At 39.9% G+C, this 24882-nt stretch carries 26 protein-coding genes; 15 read left to right on the plus strand and 11 right to left on the minus strand.

Annotation, left to right across the window (positions count from 1 at the left end):
- Positions 1-66: 66 nt before the first annotated feature.
- The 5 genes from IF202_RS03280 to dsbD form a co-directional block, all read right to left on the minus strand.
- Positions 67-1350, minus strand: coding sequence for a zinc-ribbon and DUF3426 domain-containing protein (locus IF202_RS03280; RefSeq protein WP_191593425.1), 1284 nt, complete (start codon positions 1348-1350; stop codon positions 67-69).
- A gap of 68 nt (positions 1351-1418) precedes the next feature.
- Positions 1419-2309 (minus strand): 50S ribosomal protein L11 methyltransferase, encoded by an 891-nt coding sequence (gene prmA / locus IF202_RS03285; RefSeq protein ID WP_191593426.1) that lies wholly within the window; start codon positions 2307-2309, stop codon positions 1419-1421.
- Positions 2310-2426: 117 nt separating this feature from the next.
- The gene (accC, locus tag IF202_RS03290) at positions 2427-3767 is read right to left on the minus strand and encodes an acetyl-CoA carboxylase biotin carboxylase subunit (protein ID WP_191593427.1); all 1341 of its coding nucleotides are present in this window, start codon (positions 3765-3767) and stop codon (positions 2427-2429) included.
- A 23-nt stretch (positions 3768-3790) separates the two neighbouring features.
- Positions 3791-4231 carry an acetyl-CoA carboxylase biotin carboxyl carrier protein gene (gene accB, locus IF202_RS03295; RefSeq protein ID WP_191593428.1) on the minus strand — a complete coding sequence of 147 codons (441 nt, stop codon included), beginning with the start codon at positions 4229-4231 and terminating at the stop codon, positions 3791-3793.
- A gap of 249 nt (positions 4232-4480) precedes the next feature.
- Entirely contained in the window at positions 4481-6316 is a 1836-nt protein-coding gene (gene dsbD / locus IF202_RS03300) for a protein-disulfide reductase DsbD (RefSeq protein WP_191593429.1), read from the minus strand.
- 119 nt (positions 6317-6435) lie between these two features.
- On the opposite strand from dsbD, the gene IF202_RS03305 reads away from it, so the two are divergent.
- Genes IF202_RS03305 through IF202_RS03315 form a run of 3 tightly spaced genes read left to right on the plus strand, consistent with a single transcriptional unit; the run spans position 6436 to position 8782 of the window.
- Positions 6436-7239, plus strand: coding sequence for a tetratricopeptide repeat protein (locus tag IF202_RS03305; protein WP_191593430.1), 804 nt, complete (start codon positions 6436-6438; stop codon positions 7237-7239).
- A 12-nt stretch (positions 7240-7251) separates the two neighbouring features.
- Entirely contained in the window at positions 7252-8265 is a 1014-nt protein-coding gene (locus IF202_RS03310) for a DUF2333 family protein (RefSeq protein ID WP_191593431.1), read from the plus strand.
- A 28-nt stretch (positions 8266-8293) separates the two neighbouring features.
- Positions 8294-8782, plus strand: coding sequence for a GNAT family N-acetyltransferase (locus IF202_RS03315; protein ID WP_191593432.1), 489 nt, complete (start codon positions 8294-8296; stop codon positions 8780-8782).
- A 252-nt stretch (positions 8783-9034) separates the two neighbouring features.
- On the opposite strand, the gene IF202_RS03320 is transcribed toward IF202_RS03315, so the two are convergent.
- Complete coding sequence (locus IF202_RS03320) at positions 9035-10255, minus strand: GGDEF domain-containing protein (protein ID WP_191593433.1); 1221 nt, start codon at positions 10253-10255, stop codon at positions 9035-9037.
- 500 nt (positions 10256-10755) lie between these two features.
- Here IF202_RS03320 and IF202_RS03325 point away from each other — a divergent pair, with 500 nt between their 5' ends.
- The 4 genes from IF202_RS03325 (at position 10756) to IF202_RS03340 (ending at position 13618) form a co-directional block, all read left to right on the plus strand.
- Positions 10756-11376, plus strand: coding sequence for a phosphoadenosine phosphosulfate reductase domain-containing protein (locus IF202_RS03325; protein ID WP_191593434.1), 621 nt, complete (start codon positions 10756-10758; stop codon positions 11374-11376).
- A gap of 202 nt (positions 11377-11578) precedes the next feature.
- Positions 11579-11947, plus strand: coding sequence for a PH domain-containing protein (locus IF202_RS03330; protein ID WP_191593435.1), 369 nt, complete (start codon positions 11579-11581; stop codon positions 11945-11947).
- A 70-nt stretch (positions 11948-12017) separates the two neighbouring features.
- Positions 12018-12176 carry a DUF3012 domain-containing protein gene (locus IF202_RS03335; RefSeq protein ID WP_191593436.1) on the plus strand — a complete coding sequence of 53 codons (159 nt, stop codon included), beginning with the start codon at positions 12018-12020 and terminating at the stop codon, positions 12174-12176.
- A 437-nt stretch (positions 12177-12613) separates the two neighbouring features.
- Positions 12614-13618, plus strand: coding sequence for a hypothetical protein (locus tag IF202_RS03340; RefSeq protein ID WP_191593437.1), 1005 nt, complete (start codon positions 12614-12616; stop codon positions 13616-13618).
- A 173-nt stretch (positions 13619-13791) separates the two neighbouring features.
- Here IF202_RS03340 and IF202_RS03345 read toward each other — a convergent pair whose 3' ends face one another.
- A complete protein-coding gene (locus tag IF202_RS03345) occupies positions 13792-15138 on the minus strand; it encodes an anti-phage deoxyguanosine triphosphatase (protein WP_191593438.1) in 1347 nt (448 codons plus the stop codon).
- A 113-nt stretch (positions 15139-15251) separates the two neighbouring features.
- On the opposite strand from IF202_RS03345, the gene IF202_RS03350 reads away from it, so the two are divergent.
- Positions 15252-15554 carry a LysR family transcriptional regulator gene (locus IF202_RS03350; protein ID WP_191593439.1) on the plus strand — a complete coding sequence of 101 codons (303 nt, stop codon included), beginning with the start codon at positions 15252-15254 and terminating at the stop codon, positions 15552-15554.
- 36 nt (positions 15555-15590) lie between these two features.
- On the opposite strand, the gene IF202_RS03355 is transcribed toward IF202_RS03350, so the two are convergent.
- Both IF202_RS03355 and pabB read right to left on the minus strand, forming a co-directional pair.
- Complete coding sequence (locus IF202_RS03355; protein WP_191593440.1) at positions 15591-16241, minus strand: NUDIX hydrolase; 651 nt, start codon at positions 16239-16241, stop codon at positions 15591-15593.
- A gap of 8 nt (positions 16242-16249) precedes the next feature.
- Positions 16250-17662 carry an aminodeoxychorismate synthase component I gene (pabB, locus tag IF202_RS03360; protein ID WP_191593441.1) on the minus strand — a complete coding sequence of 471 codons (1413 nt, stop codon included), beginning with the start codon at positions 17660-17662 and terminating at the stop codon, positions 16250-16252.
- Positions 17663-17740: 78 nt separating this feature from the next.
- Here pabB and IF202_RS03365 point away from each other — a divergent pair, with 78 nt between their 5' ends.
- The 5 genes from IF202_RS03365 (at position 17741) to IF202_RS03385 (ending at position 21069) form a co-directional block, all read left to right on the plus strand.
- A complete protein-coding gene (locus tag IF202_RS03365; protein ID WP_191593442.1) occupies positions 17741-18607 on the plus strand; it encodes an alpha/beta hydrolase in 867 nt (288 codons plus the stop codon).
- A 107-nt stretch (positions 18608-18714) separates the two neighbouring features.
- Entirely contained in the window at positions 18715-19251 is a 537-nt protein-coding gene (locus IF202_RS03370) for a GspH/FimT family pseudopilin (protein WP_191593443.1), read from the plus strand.
- Positions 19248-19631 carry a hypothetical protein gene (locus tag IF202_RS03375; protein WP_191593444.1) on the plus strand — a complete coding sequence of 128 codons (384 nt, stop codon included), beginning with the start codon at positions 19248-19250 and terminating at the stop codon, positions 19629-19631. The genes IF202_RS03370 and IF202_RS03375 overlap by 4 nt, the downstream gene beginning before the upstream one ends.
- Entirely contained in the window at positions 19631-20566 is a 936-nt protein-coding gene (locus tag IF202_RS03380) for a hypothetical protein (RefSeq protein WP_235963185.1), read from the plus strand. The genes IF202_RS03375 and IF202_RS03380 overlap by 1 nt, the downstream gene beginning before the upstream one ends.
- A gap of 44 nt (positions 20567-20610) precedes the next feature.
- On the plus strand, positions 20611-21069 hold the full coding sequence (locus IF202_RS03385; RefSeq protein WP_191593445.1) for a hypothetical protein: 459 nt from the start codon (positions 20611-20613) through the stop codon (positions 21067-21069).
- A gap of 36 nt (positions 21070-21105) precedes the next feature.
- On the opposite strand, the gene IF202_RS03390 is transcribed toward IF202_RS03385, so the two are convergent.
- The gene (locus IF202_RS03390; RefSeq protein WP_191593446.1) at positions 21106-21366 is read right to left on the minus strand and encodes a PP0621 family protein; all 261 of its coding nucleotides are present in this window, start codon (positions 21364-21366) and stop codon (positions 21106-21108) included.
- 73 nt (positions 21367-21439) lie between these two features.
- Between IF202_RS03390 and IF202_RS03395 the strand changes: the two genes are divergently transcribed.
- Positions 21440-23077, plus strand: a complete 1638-nt coding sequence (locus tag IF202_RS03395) for an NAD+ synthase (protein WP_191593447.1) — start codon at positions 21440-21442, stop codon at positions 23075-23077.
- 60 nt (positions 23078-23137) lie between these two features.
- Here the strand turns inward: IF202_RS03395 and IF202_RS03400 are convergent, their stop codons facing one another.
- The gene (locus tag IF202_RS03400; RefSeq protein WP_191593448.1) at positions 23138-24031 is read right to left on the minus strand and encodes a homocysteine S-methyltransferase family protein; all 894 of its coding nucleotides are present in this window, start codon (positions 24029-24031) and stop codon (positions 23138-23140) included.
- A 236-nt stretch (positions 24032-24267) separates the two neighbouring features.
- Here IF202_RS03400 and IF202_RS03405 point away from each other — a divergent pair, with 236 nt between their 5' ends.
- Complete coding sequence (locus IF202_RS03405; RefSeq protein WP_191593449.1) at positions 24268-24846, plus strand: HupE/UreJ family protein; 579 nt, start codon at positions 24268-24270, stop codon at positions 24844-24846.
- Positions 24847-24882 lie beyond the last annotated feature (36 nt).

Genomic DNA, 24882 nt, shown 5'->3' on the forward strand with positions numbered 1-24882 from the left:
CTTGACAGACTAAAAATTGACTGTTTTTTGTTCTTTTTTTTAGCTTAGTTCAAAAATACCTTAAAACTAGTGGGAGCGAGTGTCTGAAGGGAAGGTTTTTAGCTGGTGCGTCACTGCTCTAGCGCCTGGGTCTTGGATAGGAATAACTAAGTGAATAGGTGTGTTTGGTGGCATGTAGGTAATATCGAGGAAATCTTTGTGTAAATACGCACTAGGTGAAAATAATCTTGCAGCAACTGGCGCACCGTTTAAATCAAAAAATTCCAATGCTATTTTTGGCATAGGTTGGGAAAAACTGCTGGTGTTGGTGATAATCGCATTCACTAAAAGTGTATTTGGAATGGATGGATGACTTTGTATACGCACATGTTGAGTGGTAATGGCGCTAACGTCTTCAAAACCAGGTAGGGCGCAACCAGAGTAAGAACAGATTATTTGGTAAAAGGACCGAAAATTAGGGGAGCGGCTACCTTCATCAAAAAAATGCATGGCAACTTGGCCAACTAACAAAGCCAGGCCCAGCAATGAGGCAAAAAACCACATCCAAGGGTGATTGCTCTTCGGGCGAGTTGTTGTCTCATTTTCTTCTAATAATGGAGCAAGGCTTTCTTGAGCGGATAGTTGCTCGAGAATAGAATGCTGATTTTTTATATCTGATGGACGTGTCTGTTCAGAGGCGGATTGAGCTAATGACTGCAACGCAACCATGTAGTCTGGTTCTTGTGCTGGCTGTTTTGGCGCTTCTGACTTTGTTTGTTTGGGTTGTGCTGCTTGAGTTGTAGTTTGTCTAGGCTTAATTGGAGATGTTTTAAGCGCGGCTTCTACTTCAGCCAGTTCTACTTCCCAAGGTGCTAGGTCATCTTGTTTCTGCTGCTCTGTTCTCGCTTTTCTTTTAGTAGTATCTGGATTATTCGAAGGTGATGTTTTAGGCCCCCCGTTGTCTTGAGTACGAGCTGCGTCTTCAGTTTCTTTGGTTTTTAGTGTTTTTTGTTCGCCAATAGGAGATAAGTCTTCATCGTCAAACAAGGTATGCAGCCAATCTGGATTAACCGTATCGTCTTCAACAGAAATGCTATTGCTTGTCGTATTAATACTTTCAGATTCTGCTGCTTTAACCACGGATTCGGTTAATGGTTTGTCGTTAAATGGTTGGGCCAAAGGCTGTTTTTTAGGTGTTATAGGTTCTTTTTTTGGAGTCACTTTTTCTGTGTTGTTAGGCGTTTTGCTTGCATCGAATATATGAAAACACTGGCCACAGCGTACTTTGCCTTTGGCCATGCTTAATACTTCCTCGCTGACACGAAATGCAGTTGAACATTTTGGGCAACGTGTAATTAAGCTATCGGCCATGAGCTAGTATCTTCCTATTAAAAACTGTACTAAATGTGTGAGTGAGTGCTTTTGTATATTTATAAGCGTTATGCGTGCTTAGTACCAACAATACGAACCCATTCTTCGCGCTCTGTTATGGCGTCAATGGTAAACCACTCTTGGTAAGCGTGAATCACTTCTTCTGCTTGATTAGCAAGAATACCTGAAAGTGCTAACTGACCGCCCGTCTTAACCAAGGCTGAAATGGTTGGTGCTAAATGAGCAAGTGGACCCGCAAGGATATTTGCGACCACAATATCTGCCTGTAAGTCAGACTCATAAGGCGGTAGTTTTACTTCAATACGGCTTGGATCAATTTTGTTGCGTTCTGCATTGGCTTCTGTTGCTTGAACAGCCTGAGGGTCTATATCGATACCAACCATATTGGTTGCACCAAGTAATAAACCTGCAATACCAAGAATGCCAGAACCACAACCATAATCGATGATGGTTTTGTCTTGGCAATCAATACTGTCTAGCCACTGTAAGCATAAGGCAGTGGTTGGATGAGTGCCTGTGCCAAAAGCTAAACCTGGGTCAAGCATCAGCGTAACCGCTTTAGGGTCTGGTACTTCGCGCCAGCTTGGACATACCCAAAGGCGCTCACCAAATTGAATAGGATGATAGCTGTCCATCCATTCTCTTTCCCAATCTTTGTCTTCTAATATTTCGATTTTTAAATCAATCTCTGATTCACCAATAGAGGCGGCTTTATGCTCAAGTAAAGGACGAACGGCTTCGACATCTGTATCGGCCTCGAATAGACCTGTGACCTTAGTATTCTTCCAGAGTGGTGTGGTGTTCAACTCTGGTTCGTATACTGGGTCATCATGAACATCTTCAAAAGTAACAACCATAGCACCGCATTCTAGAAGTGTATCTTCAAAAGCGGGAACATGATCAGGAGTAGTGTGGATACATATTTGAAGCCAAGGCATAAAGTGGAGTCCAACAGTTAACAAACATGAATAGGATAACGAAGCTTGGCGTGAGAGGCGAGAGGAAAATGATGACCCCTAGTGATTTATATTATCACCAGGGGTAAAACTACCGTCTTATAGACCGAGTTTTTTCTCCAAGTAGTGGATATTTACACCACCAGCAATGAAGTTAGTATCATTTACTAATTCTTTTTGAAGTTCAATGTTGGTTTTAATACCATCAATGAAGGTTTCATCTAATGCGCCTGAAAGACGTTTTAGAGCAGCGGTTCTGTCTGGTGCATGGCAAATGATTTTAGCAATCATTGAGTCATACGTTGGCGGAACTGTATAACCACTGTACAGGTGAGAGTCAACACGAACACCCATACCACCTGGCGCATGGAAATAATCCACTTTACCTGGGCAAGGCATGAAGGTTTTAGAGTCTTCCGCGTTGATACGAGACTCAACAGCGTGACCATTCAGTTTGATGTCTTCTTGTTTCATTGACAATGGCAAGCCGCTTGCAATGCGAAGTTGCTCTTTTACGATATCAACACCCGTTACCATTTCAGTAACTGGATGTTCTACTTGAACACGAGTATTCATTTCGATGAAGTAAAATCCACCATCTTCGTATAAAAATTCAAACGTACCAGCACCGCGGTAGTTAATCTTAATACAAGCATCAACACAGGCTTTAAAACATGCTTGTCGAGATGTCTCGTCTAGCATTGGTGCTGGCGCTTCTTCTAATACTTTTTGGTGGCGACGTTGCAAAGAACAATCACGGTCGTATAAATGTACCGCGTTGCCTTGACCGTCAGCCAATACTTGAACTTCAACATGACGAGGGTTTTGTAGGAATTTTTCCATGTAAACCGTGCTATCACCGAAGTAAGAGCCCGCTTCAGACTGTGTAATGCTGATTGATTTTAGTAGGCTGCCTTCGTTGTGAACAACGCGCATACCACGGCCACCGCCACCTGCAGCGGCTTTAATGATAACCGGAAAACCGATTTCATGAGCAATTCGTATACATTCAGCTGGATCTGTTGGAACAGGGCCATTTGAACCAGGAACGGTAGGAACGCCAGCTTCTTTCATTGCTTTAATTGCAGAAACTTTATCACCCATAAGGCGAATTGTTTCGGCTTTAGGGCCAATGAAAGCAAAGCCTGAATTTTCAACTTGTTCAGCAAAGTCTGCGTTTTCCGCAAGGAAACCGTAGCCTGGGTGTATCGCAGAGGTGTCTGTTAATTCTGCAGCACTAATGATCGCTGGAATATTCAGGTAACTTTGTGCTGAAGGATTTGGACCTATGCAGATAGATTCGTCTGCAAGGCGTACATGTAGTAAGTCGCGGTCAACTTTAGAGTGAACAGCAACGGTTTTGATACCAAGTTCTTTACACGCACGTAAAATACGTAGCGCGATTTCGCCTCGGTTAGCAATCAATACCTTATCGAGCATGATGAAACCTATTGTTTGGGTTATTAAATGATAGTAACAAGTGGTTGATCAAATTCAACTGGCTCGCCGTCTTCAACTAGAATTGCGCCAATTGTGCCAGATTTGTCGGCTTCAATTTGGTTCATCATTTTCATTGCTTCAACGATACAAATTGTATCGCCAGCATTTACTTTCTGGCCTACTTCGATGAAAGACTTAGCGCCTGGCGCTGAAGACTTGTAGTAAGTACCAACCATTGGTGAGTTAATCACGTGCCCAGCAATTACTGCTGGTGCTTCTGGAGCAGCGGAAGCAACAGGTGCTGCGGCAACAGGAGCAGCCATCACAGGGGCAGCCATTTGTGCCATCACAGGGGCACCACCACGGCTAATACGAACAGCTTCCTCGCCTTCTTTAATTTCGATCTCGTAAACGTTAGATTCTTCTAAAAGTTCGATTAGCTTTTTAATTTTACGAATGTCCATGATTAATCTCTTCTGTCTGTATTTGTGGTTCAGTGATGATGACATTCACTGAATATAATAAAATTGGTATCTAGCTCTAAAAGTGTATTTAGGGCTCAGCTTTTATAAAGCATACAAATATAAAAGCATGTAGCAGGAAATTATCGATAAAAAGCGGGATATTGTCCAGTTATGCGGCAAAAAAACCTAAAAATGTTTGTGATGGTCTTTTTTTAATCTCTAGTAAACTCACTGAGAAGTTAAGAAGTATTACTCATTGATAATAAAGTTTAAGCGTTCAATAATATCTGCTTTTGTTGGTTCTCCCATAAGCGTCAAAGACTGCCTTTCTTTGCCTTGAGCGTCTAAAAAGATCAATGATGGAGGTCCAAATAGATTGAATTTTTTCATCAAAGCTTTGTTCTCAGCCGAGTTTTCTGTCACATCAACTCTGATTAGTTGTACTTTACTAATCATAGGTTGTATCTCAGGTGATACAAACATAGCTTCTACTTCCTTGCAGCTAATGCACCAGTCAGCGTATAAATCCAGCATAACTGGACGACCATCTTGATTAGCCACTATGTTATTAAGCTCACTTAAACTTTTGATACTCGCATCAAAGGTGGCTGTTTCTTTTACGGTACCGTTAGTAGATGTCGTCGAAAGTGACATCTTTAATGGATGTAGTAAGGATGTATTGCCCATAGTCCCACCTAAAAACTCCACGGTACCCACAAGGAAGAACCCCATAGCTAAAAACCAACGAATAGGGTGAGAAGTATCTTGAGAAGCTCGATGAATGAAATAGCTGCTAATCGCGATCGCTAAAAGGCCCCATAAATACAAATGCGTATTCTCTGGTAACCAGCGTGTCACTAACCAAATAGAGACGGCTATTAAACCAAATCCCATCAAGTTCTTAATATCTTGTAACCATTCTCCATTTTTAGGTAATACTCTAGGGCCAAAAAGCCCGACGAGTAACAAGGGAACTCCCATGCCCAATGCCATGATGAATAGCATCATAGCGCCATACCAGGCATTACCTTGTCCACTTATGTAAAGCAGTGTGCCTGCCAATGGCGCAGATACACAAGGTGACACGATTAAAGTAGATAAAACACCCGCTAGGAAAACACTTCCACTTGTACGCCAAACTGAATTGGAGTGATTCGTCGATGTCTGCAGTCTTTGTTGCCAAGACGAAGGGAGTTTGAGTTCATAAACGCCGAACATAGCCAGCGATAGTAGAAGGAAAATTACCGCACTAACGGCTAGTAAAATAGGGTTCTGTAATTGCGCCTGTAAATTAAGCTGAGTACCAAAAATACCAACCAAACCACCAATGGCCGCGTAAGTGAATGCCATCGCAAGTACATAAACTAAACTGTAGTAAAATGCCCCTGTTTTTGAGCTGCGCGTACCTACTACAATTGCGCTAACAATAGGCACCATAGGTAATACACAAGGCGTGAGAGAGAGTAATAGCCCTAAACCAAACAGTACAACTAATGCTGTCCAAGGGCTGCTAGATTCAAGAAGCAGGCTGACAGACTGAGATTCAGAAGGTGCAATACTATTTATTGACGGATTTGTAATACTAGCACTGCTTACATTCGTAGACTGAGATTGCGCCCCAAGATCAGGTGAAGACAAAAGCGGAACAGTAAAATTAATTTGTACTTTTTGTGGTGCATAACACAATCCTGCATCCGCACACCCTTGAAAACCTAGAGTCGCGTTTACTTTCGTTCCTGCAGGAAGATTAATGTCATAATAAATAGGTAAGGTGATTTTGTTGCGATAGGTTGTCACTTCTCCAAAATAAGGATCTTGTTTGGTTTCACCTTGAGGGAAAGGTGAAAAGTGTAATTTCTCTGCGTCTTTACCAGACAAATTAAATTGTTCTTGGTATAAATAGTAACCATCATGAATTTGCCATTCTGCGATAAGTTTACCGTCTTGCGGTTCAGACACAAAAAGCTGGAACGCTTGCTCGACAGGTAAAAAGTCAGGCTTAGTTAAGTTGGACGTTGGGGCAAACGTGAATGCCATAGAAATATTTTGGAACAAAAGCAAAAATAACAGAACAAATAAGCGCATAAACATCTTCAATCAAGTTGAACGTGTAGGTTTAAAATAAGTAAACCATATTTCATCACGTTAGGTAGAAGGTGTAGACTACCAATCCACCTTAAAGTTGCCAATCGCAAGGGGACAAATTGAATAAAAATCTATTTTCTTTTCTATTTTCTGTGTTTTTTATTACAGGATGTGGGTGGAGTAACTCTCCGTCTGCCGGAAATACAACCTCATTAGAGACAGTAGAAGTAACTAAGAGTGCTGAAAATGGTCGTGATGGTGCAACAGCGATAAAACCTTCAGAGCCTAAAGTTCTGGTATTGTCTGCATCAGAGAAAATAACACAAAGTCTTATTATAAGAGGTCAACAAGCTTTTGCAGAGGAGCGTTTTTTAACGCCCGTAGAAGATAATGCCAACCTGTATTTTCAGGCGGCATTAGGTAGAGAACCTGGCAATTTTGAGGCAACTCAAGGTATTGCTAACATAGTTGAAACTTATACCAACTGGGCTTGGCGTGCTGTACTTAGCCGCGATTATGTCAAAGCCTCTCGCTATTTAGATTCAGCTCGTTCTGTTAACCCTCAAGATCCACTAATCATTGAAGTAGACGCTCGAATAGAAGATCTGAAAACAAAACGTAAAAACGAGGCCATTTATAGCTCAAAAAAATCTGTTGAGGGAGCAGGGCAAGCAGTCTTCAATAAAGATAAGTATTTTTTACCAAAAACACTGTTTAGTTTGCCCGAAGAAGAGATAATTAAAGAGATTCAGCCTATCATAGATGAAGTGGCTAAAACGGAGCGATCAATCGCAATACATTGGCCAAATGACAAAGAAGCACGTTTGATTTATCAAATTATTAACAGCCGTGTTACAGAATTCCGTGTACGTGCGATGACACTAGGTCGCGCAGACTATATGGTAGAATTACAACAAGATTAAGGTAGGTCAATAATGTCATGGTTAGCCGATAAATTAGAACGTTTAAAAGCAAGTGTTAACTTGTCAGGACTTTGGAAAATTATCGTTTCTATTGTTGTTGTAGCGGGCGTGTTATTAACCTTTTTAGGTATGTACTGGAGCAATGAGCCAGATCAATTTGATGTGGTAGCAACCGCAAAAGAAAAAGCCACAGAAAAAGGCTATTTAAACAACAGCAAAAAATTGGTTGTTGGTTATACAACCGCAAGCACACTCCATTCAATTGTCGGAACATTATTAGATAAACCAGGCGGCTTTACTAACAATGATGTAATGCCACCGGGTATCTTTATGGACAATATGCCTTCTTGGGAGTTTGGCGTTTTAGTTCAGGCTCGTGATTTGGCAAGATCCTTTCGTAAAGAATTTAGCCGTTCTCAGTCTCAGTCCACTGAAGATGTTAATTTGAAAATAGCAGAGCCTCAATTTAATTTTGATAATAACAGTTGGGCATTACCTTCTAGTGAGAGTGAATACCGTCGCGGTAATAATGAACTGATGGAATACCTTGATCGACTAGCGGTATCTGACGCGCAATTTTATGCTCGTGCAGATAATCTTTCTGATTGGTTGTCTGATGTGAGTACTCGTTTAGGTAGTTTATCTCAGCGCTTATCTGCTAGTGTTATCGAAGAGGAAGGAGGAGACGATCAACAAATAGATGGCGACAGCCGTTATGTTCGTACACCTTGGTTAGAAGTCGATAATGTATTTTATGAGGCGCGAGGTACAAGCTGGGCACTAATTCACATGCTACGAGCAATAGAAGTCGATTTTATTTTTACTCTTCAAGATAAAAATGCATTGGTCAGCTTGCGCCAAATTATTCGTGAGTTAGAAGCAACGCAAGAAACGGTTTGGGCCCCAATGATATTAAATGGCAGTGGCTTTGGTGTTTTAGCTAATCACTCTTTGGTTATGGCGTCCTATATTGCCCGCGCAAATACAGCAATTATCGATTTACGTAGTCTACTTGAACAAGGCTAGTAATAGTATAATGAAACAGGATAATAATATGGGGAGTATTCGTACCGCGGTACTCGACGATGCTCCTCATATTTTTGCCATATTTCAACAACGAAACGCTTTCGAACAAACGATCAGGCAATACCAAGGTATTGGCTTGGTTGATGTCATCGAATGGATCGAAACCACCACAGATAAACATCCTTTTTTAGTCATTGAATATCAAGGTGACGTCATTGCTTGGTGCTCTATAGAACCTTTCTACGGTTTGCCTGCTTTTGATAGTGCATCCGAAATTAGCCTTTATGTTTCACCCGCCTACCATAGCCAAGGCTTAGGCCGAAAATTCCTCTCTCATATAGAAAACCATCGTATGGATATTGGCTTTAGTCATCTGGTTGCTTATGTCTACGAAAGTAACAAGAGAAGCCAAGGTTTCTTTACTCGACAAGGGTTTGAGTTGTGGGGAGTGCTACCAAATATCGCTCAGGAGGAATATATCACAGAAGATGTGCTTCTTCTTGGGCGAGAGTTTTAGCATTTTCTAATTTCTTCTTCTTACACCTTTTTTGATTTTGGTATCAGCTTTTATTGCTTAGCACAAACTGAATTTCCTTGCTCGGCATTATCGTTTGACCTTGCTCGGCATTATCGTTTGACCTCGCTCTAGGAATTCTCTTTGCGATAATTGATTCTGGAGTTTTTATCTGCCTAAATGAAGTGAGAGCTCATTTCGACGAAAGCGGTTTACCAAGTTCATGGAGATGCTTTTACAGGAAAAGAAACCGACTTAGATTTCTTTATTGTTAGAGTGCTGGATATAAGAAACTAAGTTTCTACCATTTCTCTTTGATTGATACATGGCTTCATCGACGTCTTTAATTAATGTATGTAGGTTTAACTCTTCAATATCAGTGAAGGTGCCGACACCAATGCTGATGGTGATATGTAGCTTACCTGCACAGGTTTGAATTGAGGCTTTTTCAACTATCCTCCTTAAATTTTCCGCAACCGTTTTACTGCCTATTGCATTGGTATTCGGCAATAAAACAATGAACTCTTCACCGCCATAGCGCCCCAAGATATCTGACTCACGTAATCTATTATTTATTATCTTCGATAACTCTATGAGTACATCGTCTCCTGCTTGGTGACCATGCGTGTCATTAATATTTTTAAAATGGTCTATATCAAACATGATAAGTGAGTAGTCGATGTGAGACTCTTCATGTTTTTCAATTGCTTGCTTGATACTAAAATCCATACTTTCACGATTGAGCAGTTTTGTAAGACTATCTTGGCTCGCTAGGTTAAATAGATTTTCTTGATAACCTGTTTGTGTTTTACGCAATTTATCTAATATGAAGCTCATAATGATAATTAGCGTGATGCTAACAATAGATGAGAAAATGAACATGATAGTGATGTTGTTGATAAGAAAATTTGTTTTTTCTTTACGTAGATTAAGGTCGTAATAAACTTCTAAAACACCAATGAATGCACCTTTTTCCATAATAGGAATATACACTTCAGCAAAGTAGTGTGGTTTCGTTTCTGGATTGATTTCCCTATAGGATGTCGTAATAAAGGAGTTGCCTTTAGCTAGATTCGCTTTGAAATAGGGTTTGGTATTGACTGTTCCGACTTCACTTTTGATGGTTGAAAAAATCACTTTTCCTTCTGAATTGAAAAATTTTATTTTCCATAGCTCAAAATAATGCACGGCATCGTTGAGGAATTCTCTTTCTTCTGGTGTGATGTTGAACTCATCGCTTTTAAATTTTTCTGTTAAGGAGGTGGTTTCTTTATTTTTTAGAAAAATTGCATGAGTAATGTATTTTGTCACTCTTTCAGCATCGTTTTCTGCACTTTGCAAAATTATCTTTTCAAATGATGGGCTGATGTATTGCTGATGTAATATAGGAAAGACAATCGCTATAAAAATAACAGTAGCCTGCATAAGGCGAATAATGATTTTGGAAAGTTTGAAATAATTTTGATTCAGCTGCATAGATATCCCTAAAATCTATAGAAAACACCCTATTCAGTTTCTATGGAATGTAATTGTTTTTTTAAGCTTAGTTTGGAATATCTATAATGCAATATTAATTGAGAATCGTTTTCAATGGCTGGTCTCCAGTAAATCAGAAAATTTACTGGAGACGCTTTGTCATATAGTTTTTTTGTGTCTGCTCGTGGAGAGCGCAATAATTCGATCTATTACTTTAAAAGCTGTTTCGGGGGTTGTGTCGTATTGTACTCGGACAATGGCTTCACCAATTTTCAGGTCAATATATCTATGATTAACTAAGGGCGGTATCAGCTCAGATACTATCTCTATCATATCTTTTCGTATCAAAAAACCGTGAATTGTAGCAAGTCATATTACTAAAAAACTCTTTGTCTTTTTACTCTATTAGAGAAGATTCTTATTAACTACGTAGATAATTTATACAATTAATGGCATTCTAGCCAAATATTATTTTTTAGATTGTTTTTATAGGTTTTTGTATGATTGATATATCAAAAATGAATAATGAGTTGGCTGATGCAACACCTCTTGAAATCATAGAGTGGGCTGTTAAACAGGGTAATAACTCTATTGTATCTACACACTTTGGGCCGTTCGAAGCGGTTGTTTTGCATACTGCCGTTGCGGCTAAAAAAGACATTACCGTTGTTTGGGCCGATTCTGGTTATAACACCCGAGATACCTATGTTGTTGCTGAAAAATTAATTGGTTCACTTGGACTCGATGTGAAAGTTTATACGCCGAAAATTACTGCAGCACGTTGGGATAATGCCTTTGGTGGTGTGCCTGATGTAGGCGAAGAACGCCATACTGAATTCACTGAAAACTTTAAACTTGAGCCTTTTACTAGAGCTTTAAAAGAAGTTGCACCTGACGTTTGGATTACAGGTGTTAGGGCTGAGCAAACAGAATTTAGAAAAAATATGGAAGTGATTAGCCAAGGTGCGGATGGTGTTATTAAAGTTGCGCCTTTTTTACATTGGAAAGAAGCTGACATGCAAAAATATTTGAATGAGAATAACTTGCCAAATGTTCAGAACTATTTTGATCCAACGAAAGGTCTTTCTAACCGTGAGTGTGGCCTTCATACTCAGCTATAATTTTTCTAAAATAATCAGTACAACAGCTGGTTTGTTGTACTGATTATCCTCTTCGATTTCTACACTTCTCTTTTAAATTCTAAATTAAGCTTGTAGTAAACAGCCGTCCGAATTCTGTCATGGTTTCAAAAGGTAGTTCGATGCTAGTATTCAGCAGCTATAATAAGCCGTTTAAAATAGCGCTAACCAACAAGGATTCTTGATGATAGATTTTGATAATAAAAGTGTTTTTAAACTTAAGCAGGATTCTGATTTTGCTGAGAAGGTGAGTGATTTTCTGTTAGATGATGAGTCTATAATTGATTCGTATAAATCCATGCGTGATGGCGTTGTCTTTACGAATAAAAGAATTATAGCGGTAAACGTTCAAGGAATTACAGGGAGCAAGAAGGATTTTACAACCTTACCTTACAAAAACATCGTTGCTTACTCCGTCGAAACATCTGGTACATTGGACCTTGATTCTGAGCTAGAAATATACTTTTCTGCACTGGGCAAAGTGAGATTTGAATTTACAGGCAAAACCTCAATGTCAGAAATCTCAAAAACGATTTCAAGCTACTTGCTTTAGCTTTCCTATAGTAACGTGAAATTTAGCCTTATGATGAGGCGTATTATTATCAATAAAATTAGGATGTTTTATGAAAAAAATTATTATGTTGTCTGTTTCTGTTGTTCTCCTTACTGCTTGTTCACCTGAAGTAGGAAGTGAGGGTTGGTGTTCAGATATGAAAGAAAAACCTAAGGGTGATTGGACTGCAACAGAAGCGAAAGATTTCACAAAGAATTGTATATTTTAAGATAAATAATTTAATTTATTTAGGTGTAAAAGAAAGACTATTGTGTCTTGTTTTTTTAGCGCCCGATACATAAATGTTAGATGTCGCGAGGTGATAAAAAAACCATTCTTTAGAATGACTTTTTTATCTTTAAATTTAGTTATTGTGTATCTTTTTAGTATCTAAAAAACGAGTAGCTTGCTGAAATTTGAGTAGAGTTAGATAAAAGGTTAAAGCTAGTAGTGCAAAAAGCCAGCCTTATGAGTATTATTCTCAAACAGTATGAACTTAACGCTACTAATATTACTAGAGACGTATGTATTAAGTTTTATTAAAATATAGGTGTATTTATAATATTTCGAGACTAAGCTAATGGTCATATTATCATTTTTTAGTCTTCATTAGGTTTCGTAATATGACTAATTTTTTACCAAAAAATCAAGAAAAGGGAATTTAATATGGGTTGGAAAGGGACTATTCGATCTGCTGGTGCTGAAGCTAATATTGCAGAGCGGGATGAAAAAATTCGACAAAATGAGTTGAAAGAACAGCATGAAAAATATGATGCTATGTCTGTTTTAGAGCAAGCTGCTTATGATGTTGATGTTTATGAAAACTACATCGATGTTATTCAATCTATGCATAAAGAATGTGGCGCCAAAATCAATTGGCGCAGCATACAAACATCTCCAAAACCTGAAGAACCTATTAAGGCACGCGAGCATGAGCAGAAAGCTCTGCTAGAGGTTAATAACTATAAACCGAACTTGATAGATCGGTTTTTGAATAGAGTTGAAAAGAAAAAGGCCATATTGTTAAAAGTGGTAGAAGATGCAATCACTTTAGATCAAAAAGCACATGAGTATCAATTGCCTGCTTGGAATCGTGAAGTAGAGACTTGGCAAGAAAATGTTGATCTGGCTAAAGCGCTTTTAAACTCAGAAGAAAAAGCAAAATTAGAAACTATAGAAGCACTTCAACCATTTACAGAAATGTCTAATCTTGGGTCAGAATTTTCTGTATCAACGAAGACTAACGGCTTGCTAGAGGTGACCGTTAAAGTGAATGGAGCGATAATCGTTCCGAGTAAATTGAAAGGTTTACTTAAGAGTGGGAAGTTATCAGTTAAAAAGCTGCCAAATACAAAATTCAATGAAATATACCGAGATTATGTTTGCAGTGTTGCATTGCGAGTTGCTAATGAATTATTTTCCATTCTTCCGGATAAACTGATTGTCGTTACTGCTGTCGATGGCGTGTTAAATACTGAAACAGAAGCGTTAGAAGACGCTACTATTTTGTCTATTGCTATGTCTCGAAAAGTGATGGCTAAGCTTAAGTTAAAAACACTAGAGCCATCTACTGCAATCAGTGATTTTGTACACAATATGTCTTTCAAGAAAACAAAAGGTTTTGAGGAAGTCGAATCTATTGATGTAGAAAGTTTAGATCTAAAAGCGTAAATTTTTTAAAGAATTCAAACCTTCTCTTTACGGAAAAAGAGAAGGTTTTTTATTTAAAATCCTGCCTTTCTTCGAATGTCCAATATAAAAAATTCAATTTCAATACACTTCTTATTAGATTATAGACAAGAGCTCTGGTAGGCATCACCGTATTCATGAGCTATATAGATTTGCTACATAGGTTCAAATACAGATCCTAAACTTGGAACAAATAGTTTGTTATACATGCGACTGGCGTAGTCGTCTGTCATCGATGCCATGTAGTCACAGATGATACGTAAGCCGCTTTCACCATTTTCCTGACTCTTACGCCATTCATTGGCTATTTCTCTTGGTAGTAAGCGGTTAGGGTCTGCTGAATAGGTTTCGAACATTTCCAGTAGCATCTGTTGCCCTTTATAGACAAGCATTTGAACTTCTGGGCGTTGGATTATGTGTTGCATTTCAAATTGCTTTAATAGAGACAAGGCTTGACGCTGCCCTTCGGGTAAGCCGACTTGGAAGCGCAATAGTGGATGTTCAAAATTTTGTTTTTCGACCACTTGGCAAGATGTAATAAACCAACTAACGAGATCACCAATGGCTTCTTTACGAAGGTGACTTTGGCGACTAAAAAGTTGTGTTCGTATGTTATTTAGATTTTTGGATAAATAAGGAGATGCCAAGGCGGTAAGTTTTGGTTCTAAGTGCTCTAGCCACATATCTTTAGTAACCATGCCTAGGACTATGGCGTCTTCTAAATCGTGAACACCATAGGCTATGTCATCAGCGAGATCCATTATGCTGGTATCAAAGCTGGCATGTTTAGCTTTTGAATGACTACCAGGTTCAGTTTCTCTTACGTCTTGCAACGCCGCTTTATCGAAATCACTAAAGGGTTCAATAATCCAATTTAAAAGGTCTTTCTCTTCATGGTAAACGCATTTTGGTGGTGCCCAATCGGAGGCTTTGAATTGACGGAAGTTATTGGGTTTTTCTCGGTAAGCTCCAACGACATTTTCGTGTAAAACAGGGTATTTTAAAATGCCCAATAAAGTACGGCGAGTTACGTCCATTCCATAGGTTTCAGAATAAGAACCGCGTTTTCCTAAGATACGAAGGGATTGAGCATTTCCTTCGAAACCACCGTTCGATTGCATCATATAATTAAGAGCCACTTCACCGCCGTGACCAAAAGGCGGATGACCGATGTCGTGACTAAGGCAAACGGTTTCAATTAATGCATCGTCTGCTAACCATTTTTGAAAATCGGCTTCGGCAGGTGAACTGTGCTTTAAATGATGGACTATGCCGTTGCCTATTTGAGCCACTTCTAAAGAGTGGGTTAGTCGTGTACGGCTATAGTCGTTTTGGCGAATAGCGAGAATTTGTGTTTTGGATTGTAAGCGCCGAAAGGCGGCACTATGAATGATGCGGGCACGGTCACGCTGGTAGGGCGTACGGTAATCGTTTTCACGGGACTCTTCATGACCAGATTGTCTCTTGTGCCAAGGCAATAGATCATAGTGCGTATTTGTCATTCTTATCATCCACTTAAATACTAATAATGATCAATCTTTCATGAAAACACGATATAGGTCAATGTTCATGAAAAAGGCCTTATGCATAATAGGGTTCATTATAAGGAATCTTTATGCTTAACACACAACATCTGATGACATTTAAAGTGTTAGTTGAAACAGGAAGTTTTACACAAACGGCCAAACAGTTGGGGTTAACTCAGCCAGCTGTGAGTCAACATATTCAGAAGTTGGAGCGTGACTTAGGCGAATCCTTGCTGATTCGGCATGGACGTACTACTGAAGTCACTGATGCTGGTAAAGTCTTGCTAAAACATATATCAGAATTAGAAGCTTGTTATCATCGTTTTACCACATCTTGGAAGCCATTTATTGAATCTAAGCGTGATAACCCTAAAAAAACTAAGGCTAGCTAGTCTTAGTTAAGTCACTAAAAACAGATTTTAAGAAGCTCAACGAATGTGTTTCGCTAAGGTTTGATAGAGTCCAAATAATATGCCAGCAGTAACGCCCCAAATACGAATTTCTTCATATTCAATTTCGAAATAGCCACGTGAATTTGTGTCGAGTTTTTTCTTTTTAAAGCGATAGTTCTGCGGTGTGAGTAAGTGTCGTAATGGCACCCAGTGAACACACTTTACTTCATCTTCACAAAGGCTGAGTTCACTTTTTCGAGTCATTTCTGCAATAATAGGTTTGATGCAATAACCTGATAACGTACAGTACTCACCAAGTTCACCGAGTAAATCAAAGCAGTCTGGTGCAAGGCCCACTTCTTCTAACGTTTCTCGTAATGCCGTGTATTGAATACTGGCGTCTTCAGCGTCATGTTTTCCACCTGGAAAAGCAATTTGCCCCGGATGGTTACGCATGTGAAGCGCCCGTTGTGTTAATAGCGTGTATAGCTCGCCATCATTTGGATCTTGCCAAATTGGAATTAATATTGCGGCTGAACGGTAATCTGCGCCATAACCGCTGGGAAACATTTCTTTATCTGGGTTATGGATTTGATGCGCATAAGGTTCTTTATCTAAGGCTGCGCGAATTTCATCTAAACTCAGATCAATAGGAGGAGCATTTAAAAACTGCTCTATGTCAGACATGATACGGCCTACTTCAAAAAGACATGTTCTAGAGTATGGGTTAATTTACCTACTTTGGTAAAGGTTTCTTGATATTCTTCTTCACATTCTGAATCTGCGACTAAACCGCCACCGGCCCAACAATGCAAATTTCCATGGTCTGCAACCAGTGTTCGTATGGTAATACTAGAGTCCATTTGGCCGTTAGTACTGAAGTACGCAATCGATCCGCAGTAGGCTGAACGCTGATGAGGTTCTAGCTCATCAATAATTTCCATAGAACGAATTTTTGGTGCGCCAGTAATCGAGCCGCCAGGAAAACTTTGGTGAAATACACGAATGGCTTGATCTGCTTTATCTATTCTGCCTTCTACCGTTGACACAAGATGATGTACATTGGCGTAGCTTTCCAATTTAAACAATGCCGGCACTTTTATACTGCCTGTTAAGCAAGTCCGACCAAGGTCGTTACGCAGTAAATCAACAATCATTAAGTTTTCAGATCGATTTTTTTCTGATGCTTCTAGCCAATCAGAATTTGCTTTGTCTTCTTCTGGTGTCTCACCACGGGCAATCGTACCCTTAATAGGCTTAGATTCAACATGGCCCTGATCACACAACAAAAAGCGCTCTGGTGAATGGCTTAATAAACTTTGTTCGGGCGAAATCTCTAAATAGGCAGAAAAGGGGGTGGGACAAACCTCGCGTAATGCTTGGTAAGCGGTAAAAGTATCGCCCTGATAAGTACTGGAAAAACGTTGAGCTAAGTTCACTTGATAGCAGTCACCAGATTGAATGTACTCTTGAACTGTAGCAAACTTTTTGGCGTAGTCGCTTGCTGTCATATTAGAGGTGAAAGGCGCAGTTAATGAAAATGTTTGTCGTTCTTTAGTGTGTTTTTTATCACTCATTTCAGTGAAGCGTTTGATTAAGTCAATTGCTTCCGTTTCATCACACCAAGGTGTAATGATAAGTTGTGTTGTTTTCTCTTGGTGAGAGGTAATAACGGCCCAAGTATAAAGACCCATATTTAAAGGATCTAGCTGAATATCGTGTTTTACTGTATCAGGCAGCTGTTCAACAAAATGGCCGCTCTCGTAACTGTAATAGCCTAATAAACCGCCAGTAAATGGCAAATCTTTTGATGCAGAGATTGCCCAAGGTTCTTGACAAATCAAGGTCATGAGTTCGTTTAATAAATCCATCGGATTCTGTGTGCTTTGCAACTCATACAGCGGTGCTTTTTGCCATGTAATCAGCGAGTTATTTTTAGACGGGCGAATGCGTGCTAATGGGTTTGCCACTAATATGTCGTGGTTTGTATCAGGGAAATGTTCATGGTTACTGTCAAGCAGAGCGGGGAAAGGTAAGTCGCGCACGGCAGAAAAGAAAGACAGTAAGGATGTCTGGTAAGGGAGATTCACCCGTTTGATTTCTGACATTTAATTTAATACCTAGTAATATTCAATTATCTATCTCATTGTATTCTTTTAACAAAGTTCCTCACAGGGTAATTGTAAGTGTCTGACGTTTTTTTTCTATCTTTACCAAAAGCACGCATTGCGTATCGTCTTTATGAAAATCCGAATGCGCAAACGGATCGCGTTTGTCTACTTTTGCATGGTGCGGGTGTCGCAGGGGAAATCACCTATTCTCCGATGTTGCCGTATTTTACCCAGTGGCGCTGGATGCTGCTACCGGATTTAAAAGGCATGGGGGATTCTTTCCATCATCATGGGGAGGAAGATCCAGTCTCGATTGATGAACTTACCGACGAAGTAGAGGCGTTATTAGCGCACGTTAAATGGGGTGATTTTGATCTGGTTGCTTATTCACTTGGAGGTTTGGTCGCATTGAATTTGAATTACCGACGCAGCCTGCAAGGTAAATCAAAAGTAAAAATGGCATTACTAGAGCCGGCGTCTTTCGATAGAGAAGACTTATCAAGCTTAATGGAAGTGCGTTTGAAGTATCGTCATGCTTCTACGCTAATTCGTGAAACGGGTGATGTGGAGTTGGGTGTTGCTCAGTTTATGGATGGTGTATCGCCCAATCGTCGTAAGCATCCCGTGGCAGAAGCTACAACACAATCTCGTCTTGCTCATCGTCCTTTTGGCTTTGCTTATGCGTTAGACGCGGTGACGGATCATGTTGAAATCATGTCGACGCAGCCGAGTTTGCGAGACGAGATGATAGCGGCGTCCGAGCAGGTGTTCTTGTTTTCTGGCGAGTTAAGCCATGAAGCATTAAAGCAACATTATGAATTATTGAATTTGCAGAATGAAGAATGGGAGCACAAAACCATGAGTGCTTGTGATCATTCTCTGCCTTTTCAAAAACCAAGACAGATCGCGAATCATATTAACAAATGGTTTGCAGTAGGTTAACTTGATCAAACAATGATAAGAGACGAGCAAGGATGCTCGTCTCTTATCATGAAGTAAGGTGGAAAACGTTTAAAAAAGTAAGACAAATGAAAACAAGGAGGTTTTCAATGAAGAATCAAGATGGTTTTTCCTTGCTAGAGTTATTGTGTGTACTCGCTATTTTGAGTGTTCTAGCTTATGCAGGCTCAGCGCAGTTTTTGGCAGTCAGTCAAGATACTCAAGATCAAAGTGCTCTTAAAAACGAAGTTAAGCGGTTGTCTGAAGCCTTGATACAGGCTCGGCAATTAGCTGTGGTTAGTGGAAAACCGAGCGTCTTATGTGGTAGTACAATTAGTAATGCTATGAATAGCAGCAGTTGCAATGGTGATTGGTCTTCAGGTTTTCGGCTTTATCAAGATATTAGTGGAAGCGAAGGTGGTATTGAATATCGTGCGATTGCCTTCACAAATTCATTACAGGTTTCTTGGCATGGTTTCCCAGTCCAAAAACAACAAATAGAATTTCACTCCAACGGCTTGTCTGGCTACCAAAATGGTACTTTTGAATTTTGCTTAGGTGCTTGGCAAGCCAATCTAGTGCTGAACCAAAGTGGACGTTTTTATACTACAGACCCACAAGTCAAAGTTGAGGGGGCCTGTTTATGACTTTTCGCTTTCTTTCAAACTCTTCTAAAAAAATACAAGGCAAAACCTTATTACTCAAACGACGCCTACAAGGCTGGATGATGATGGAAGTTATCATATGTCTAGCCTTGCTTGCGGTGGTGTTACATCTCGTTCAGAGCCAAAGTGAGGTTCAATGGCAGTCCATTCAGTTAGCTGAAGAACAAAGAAAAATCAGTGAAAACAAAACCAAACAACAGGCTATGGTGCAACTAACAGGCTCTATCTCTTGGAGGGACAATTCTAATATTACTTTTAATTCTGGTTATCCTGATTGTCAGTTATGTAGAGGTAATCAATTAGAGCGCTGGTTTTATGCATCGCAGCACATAAATCCTGACTCCGATGAAGGAGATGAATAATGGCTTCGGATATGAGTAGAAAATCCACTTATCTAATTCGTGGTTTTAACTGTGGTTCGAAAAGTAGGGCACAAGGCAGTTTGTTGATGGAGCTGCTGGTAGTATGTTTATTAATTTCTTTGTTTTTACCTTTTCTTGTCAGCACTATCTCTCATTTACAAGATCGCCATTTGTTAGCTCAAACCTATCAAGATCAACGTACCTTTAAAGCGGCTATTGATGCTCACTTTCAATCCCAGTGGTCTCGTTTAATTCCTGCTAATTGTACGGATGATGCTTCATTATTACTGACAGTTCAATCTGGCACTTCAGTACCAAATCGGCTTTCTTCCCGTGTTGTTTCTGCAGATTCAGATTGGTTGAAAGGTGTAGATTATGGATCTTGCCGGATAGGTATGACAGTAGCAAGCAATCCATTTGACGTTACATTAGATTGCCATTCGAAAAATGGTGATAGAGCAGCGTTTTTTAGTTGTGATGCTTATTCTACGGGACAAGTTACAGCCTTATCTGGTAGTAAAAGAACAATACAATTAGATAATGTCAATGTAATTGGTTTGTCTGGCATGCTAGAAAGTGAAGACGGTTTTTATTGGTATTTATCACCAGGTAAAAATGGAGGTACCGCATTTTGGCGAACACCAGAAGAAAGTGGTAATTCATTAGAGTTACTTAATGGTATTGAACGGCTATCAATTTTCCCTTTACTAGACAGTGACGATAACGGATCAGTGGATACTTTAGCGACAAGTTATGGCGATTTTTCTCTAAAGCAAGTTCGAGGACTTTGGGTAGAATATCAATACCGCTTAGATGATTGTAAGTCTGAGCGTGGTATAGAGCTGAATCAAAGTTATGAGTCGATGCGAGGTGATACTTGGCACTATTCGACACCTTGCCAGAGTGTAGGGAATCAAATTATTTCATTAAAGTGACAGCATCCTAGACCTCAAAAATAAGTGACAAGGAAGGTTGTGAAATGAGCATAAAGAAAATTTCAACTCAAAAAGGTTGGGTATCTTTACCTATCATTGCTTTGTTATTGGCTGTTTCGGCTTTGTCTGCACGTTATCAAGAAACCTTGTTAGCGTCTTATAAATGGCGTGGACAACTTAGTGATGTGGCAGAAAAGCAAGAAATTTGGCGTTTTTTTCGCGAAGGCTTTGTAGAGTCGCCTTCTTTTAACTTGGCAAGCCTAAGTGTCTGTGTAGGGTTTTGTGAATTAGCTAGTTTACAAAATACGAGCCAAGAAAAAGAGTGGAACCACGATGGTAAAGTGTTGAATTACCAATGGACTCGTTATGAAAAATTTGATGTCGATACTAATCTTGTTGAAACATCATATAGACTTTGTGCCACGCAAAACCAGCAAACGTATTTATGCTGGTGGTGGCGTGAAAGCAAGCTGATATCAAGCGGTTGGGTCTCAATTAATTAAACATTTTTCTAATCATAATTAGACATTTTATAGCTCTCAGTCCTTGTGATTAAAGGTTTTTAAATGATCGGCACTGCAAAATGGACGAGCATCTTGATCATGAACCGCATGAGAGCGAGGCATAAAAGTTTTGCATTGCTCACAACGAACCATGCTTTCTTGAGTATCTTCTTTTGTAGCAGATTCTGTTTTTTCTGACTTTACAGGCGACTGCTTGCTTTTAAACATGATAAATTGACGGTATAACCACCAGCCAATGAAGAAAATAGCTATAAAAACGATCAAACGTACGATCATATACTTTACCTAAGTTGGTTAATTCCAGACAATAAGCAGCATAATCTAACAGAGTTTACGAGATAGCAACTGTATGACATTACGAATTGCAATGGCCCAGCTAGACATGTTGGTCGGCGATATTAGCAAAAACACCCAATCCGTTATAGACGCGGCCTGTAAAGCTCGTGATGAAGAGCGTGCTGATGTGGTCGTTTTTCCTGAGTTGACCTTAACGGGTTACCCTCCAGAAGATTTATTGTTACGCCCAAGTTTAGAGCCGCGTATTGAATCAGCCTTGACGAAAATCTTAGCTGAAGTGCGTGATATTTATGTATTAATTGGCTATCCGCGACATATAGATGGCGAGTTGTTCAACTGCGCTGGCGTAATCTACCAAGGTAAAATATTAGCCGAATACGCTAAACAGAAATTACCTAATTTTCTTGTGTTCGATGACAAACGTTATTTCCGAGAAGGCCAAGATGTAGGTATTGTAAACATCAAAGGTGTAAACGTGGGTTTAAGCATTTGTGAAGATATTTGGCACCCAGAACCTATAGCACAAGCAAAAGCTGCAGGCGCGGAGCTAATTCTTAACTTAAACGCATCGCCTTATCACATTGAAAAAATGGGTGAGCGAGAAGCTTTACTTTATAGGCGTGCCACCGAAGCTAGCTTGCCAATTGTCTATGTAAATTACATGGGGGCGCAAGATGAATTGGTGTATGAAGGTGGCTCGTTCGTAGTGAATGCGAAAGGTCAAAAAGTGATGCAGGCACCTTGGTTTGAAGCAGGCTTATATTGTGTTGATATGATAATTGATGATTCTCGGCCTAATAAAGTAGAACCTGTTTCAGGAAAAATAGCACCATCACTTGGTGAAGAGGCCAGCGTATACCAAGCCATGGTTTTAGGCTTGCGTGATTATATTGAAAAGAATCACTTTAAAGGAATCGTACTGGGATTAAGTGGTGGTATCGATTCTGCTTTGTCTCTTGCCGTTGCGGTAGATGCAATTGGCGCGGATCGCGTTCAAGCGGTAATGATGCCTTACACCTATACCTCGTCTATCAGCTTGCACGATGCAGAGGAAGAAGCCAACTTACTTGGTGTTAAATACAGCGTGTTACCAATTGAATCTATGGTGTCGGCGTTTACTGATGTCTTGGCGCCAGAATTTGAAGGCTATGCCAAAGATACAACAGAAGAAAACCTACAAGCCCGAACCCGTGGTGTTGCTTTAATGGCAATTTCTAACAAGAAAGGCTTAATGGTTTTGACGACAGGAAATAAAAGCGAAATGGCAGTCGGTTATGCAACGCTTTATGGCGACATGGTTGGCGGCTACTCAGTATTAAAGGACGTATTCAAAACCTTGGTATTTAGGCTTTGTCGATATCGTAATACGCTAGGTTACGTGATTCCTGAACGCGTTATTACGCGCCCACCTTCAGCAGAACTTGCGCCAGATCAGAAAGACGAAGATTCCTTACCAAGTTACGACATTTTAGATGATATCTTGCGAATGTACATAGAAGAAGACCAAAGCGCGGAAGCGATACTCGCTACTAATAAATTTGATCGTGAAACCGTGTATCGTGTACTCCGTCTTGTCGACGTAAATGAATATAAGCGTCGTCAGTCTCCAACAGGTGTCAGAATTACTGCACGTGGGTTTGGCCGAGATCGTCGTTATCCGATTACCAATGGATGGCATATCGGAGAGTAACCTTCGTACTTTCTCATTTCCTTTATGTAAAAAGTCGGCTTGAGGTCGACTTTTTACACTCTATTCAAGCCGCTTCCATTCCTTTAATGCTTTTATATGATTAGGCGCAATACCACAGCAGCCACCTATAATATTGGCACCAAGGTGATGCCATTCTTTAGCGAATTCAAGATATTCTTCCGGTGATAGGTCTCGGTAGCCTTGTACATTTAGGTTTGCTTTATGATCTTTTGGAATGGGAACAAAGCTATTCGCAAAGGCGCCGATATCGAGCTGTCTGTTATGTTTCGATAATATGCAGGTTGTATCGCGTATTGCTTGTTCAATCACTTCTGGAATCGAGCAGTTAAAGAAAATACCGTCAATGTTTTCTAATAGTATTGCTTCAATAGCGTCTGTTACTAACTCGCCTGAGCGTAAGCTGGCAGGTTGTTCCATCTCATCACTCAATGTAAATGCGTAATAACAAGGCTTACTTGAGCCTTTTAATACACTGGCAATTACCTGAGCTTCTTCGATGCTGGCGATCGTTTCAGCCAGCCATAAATCGACATAATCCTCTTGAGCGTTAAGTAATGTGGTTAAAATATCAGTGGCACGATGGGGCTCAAATAAATCTGGGCGATAAGAGCCGAATGGCGGTGGTAATGAGCCTGCTACTAAGATGTTATGTTGTGCATTTTCAGCGACTTCTTTTGCAATAATAGCTGCTTGTTTAGCGAGTATCGCGCCTTGTTTTTGATAACCATCTTCACCAAGATGGAAAGGCACACAAGCATAGCTATTGACCGTGATAATTTCGGCACCAGCATCAATAAAGCTTTGATGTGCTTGGGCGACATAATGCGGCGCTTCTATCAAGGCTTGAGCGCTCCATAATGGTTGAGAGAAAGGCGCGCCAATACGCTTAAGCTCACGGCCCATGCCGCCATCTAAAATGGTTAAGTTTTTCATTTTGGTCTTTTATATGTCTGAATTAATATGGGCTTCATTCAATCATAATTACACGCAAAACATAATGAAACTTGGTCATGATAAGTATGAAGGGAGTTCACTAAATTATAAGAGTGAATTTTTCTCTTAATTGTCTTTACGTTATTTTGCAATTCCAGACCTATTAGATGAGAGTGAATCTCGTTAAAATTAATTATTAAACACTCGTGTTACTCCTCTTATTGATAGGGCATTTAATGAAAAGATTATTCATAGTATTCATCGCTTTAATGCTAACAATTCCGAGTTTTGCTTATGCTCACGACGTTCCTGGTACTGGTGGATTTATGTCTGGTCTGAGTCACCCAATATTAGGGTTTGATCATTTGTTGGCAATGTTGAGTGTGGGTATTTTGAGTGCTCAAATGGGAGGGAAGGCGATATGGAAAGTACCAGCTACCTTCGTCATTGTGATGTTAGTGGGCGGTGTTCTTGGAATGGAAGGCGTTAAAATGATTTCCGTTGAATTAGGTATTGCAGTATCGGTATTAGCCTTGGGCCTTTCTATTACGATAGAGAAAAAATTGCCTGCTTTTATTGCGATGATTTTTGTCGGTTTTTTTGCTGTCTTTCATGGTTTTGCACATGGCGTAGAAATGCCTTACTTGGCTAAGCCTGAGTATTATGCCTTGGGCTTTGTCGTTGGAACGGCATCTATACATATTGCGGGGGTAGTTGTGGGTGTGTTCTTTCAAAAAATAAAGGACGGACAGCGATTGTTAAGGTATTTAGGCGCCGCTATAGCGGGTATTGGGTTTTACTTGATCGCTATGTAATGGCGATTTTTTGATTAAATGGTAAAGCCGTATTCT

Source organism: Marinomonas colpomeniae, from assembly GCF_014803385.1.
GTDB classification, from domain to species: domain Bacteria; phylum Pseudomonadota; class Gammaproteobacteria; order Pseudomonadales; family Marinomonadaceae; genus Marinomonas; species Marinomonas colpomeniae.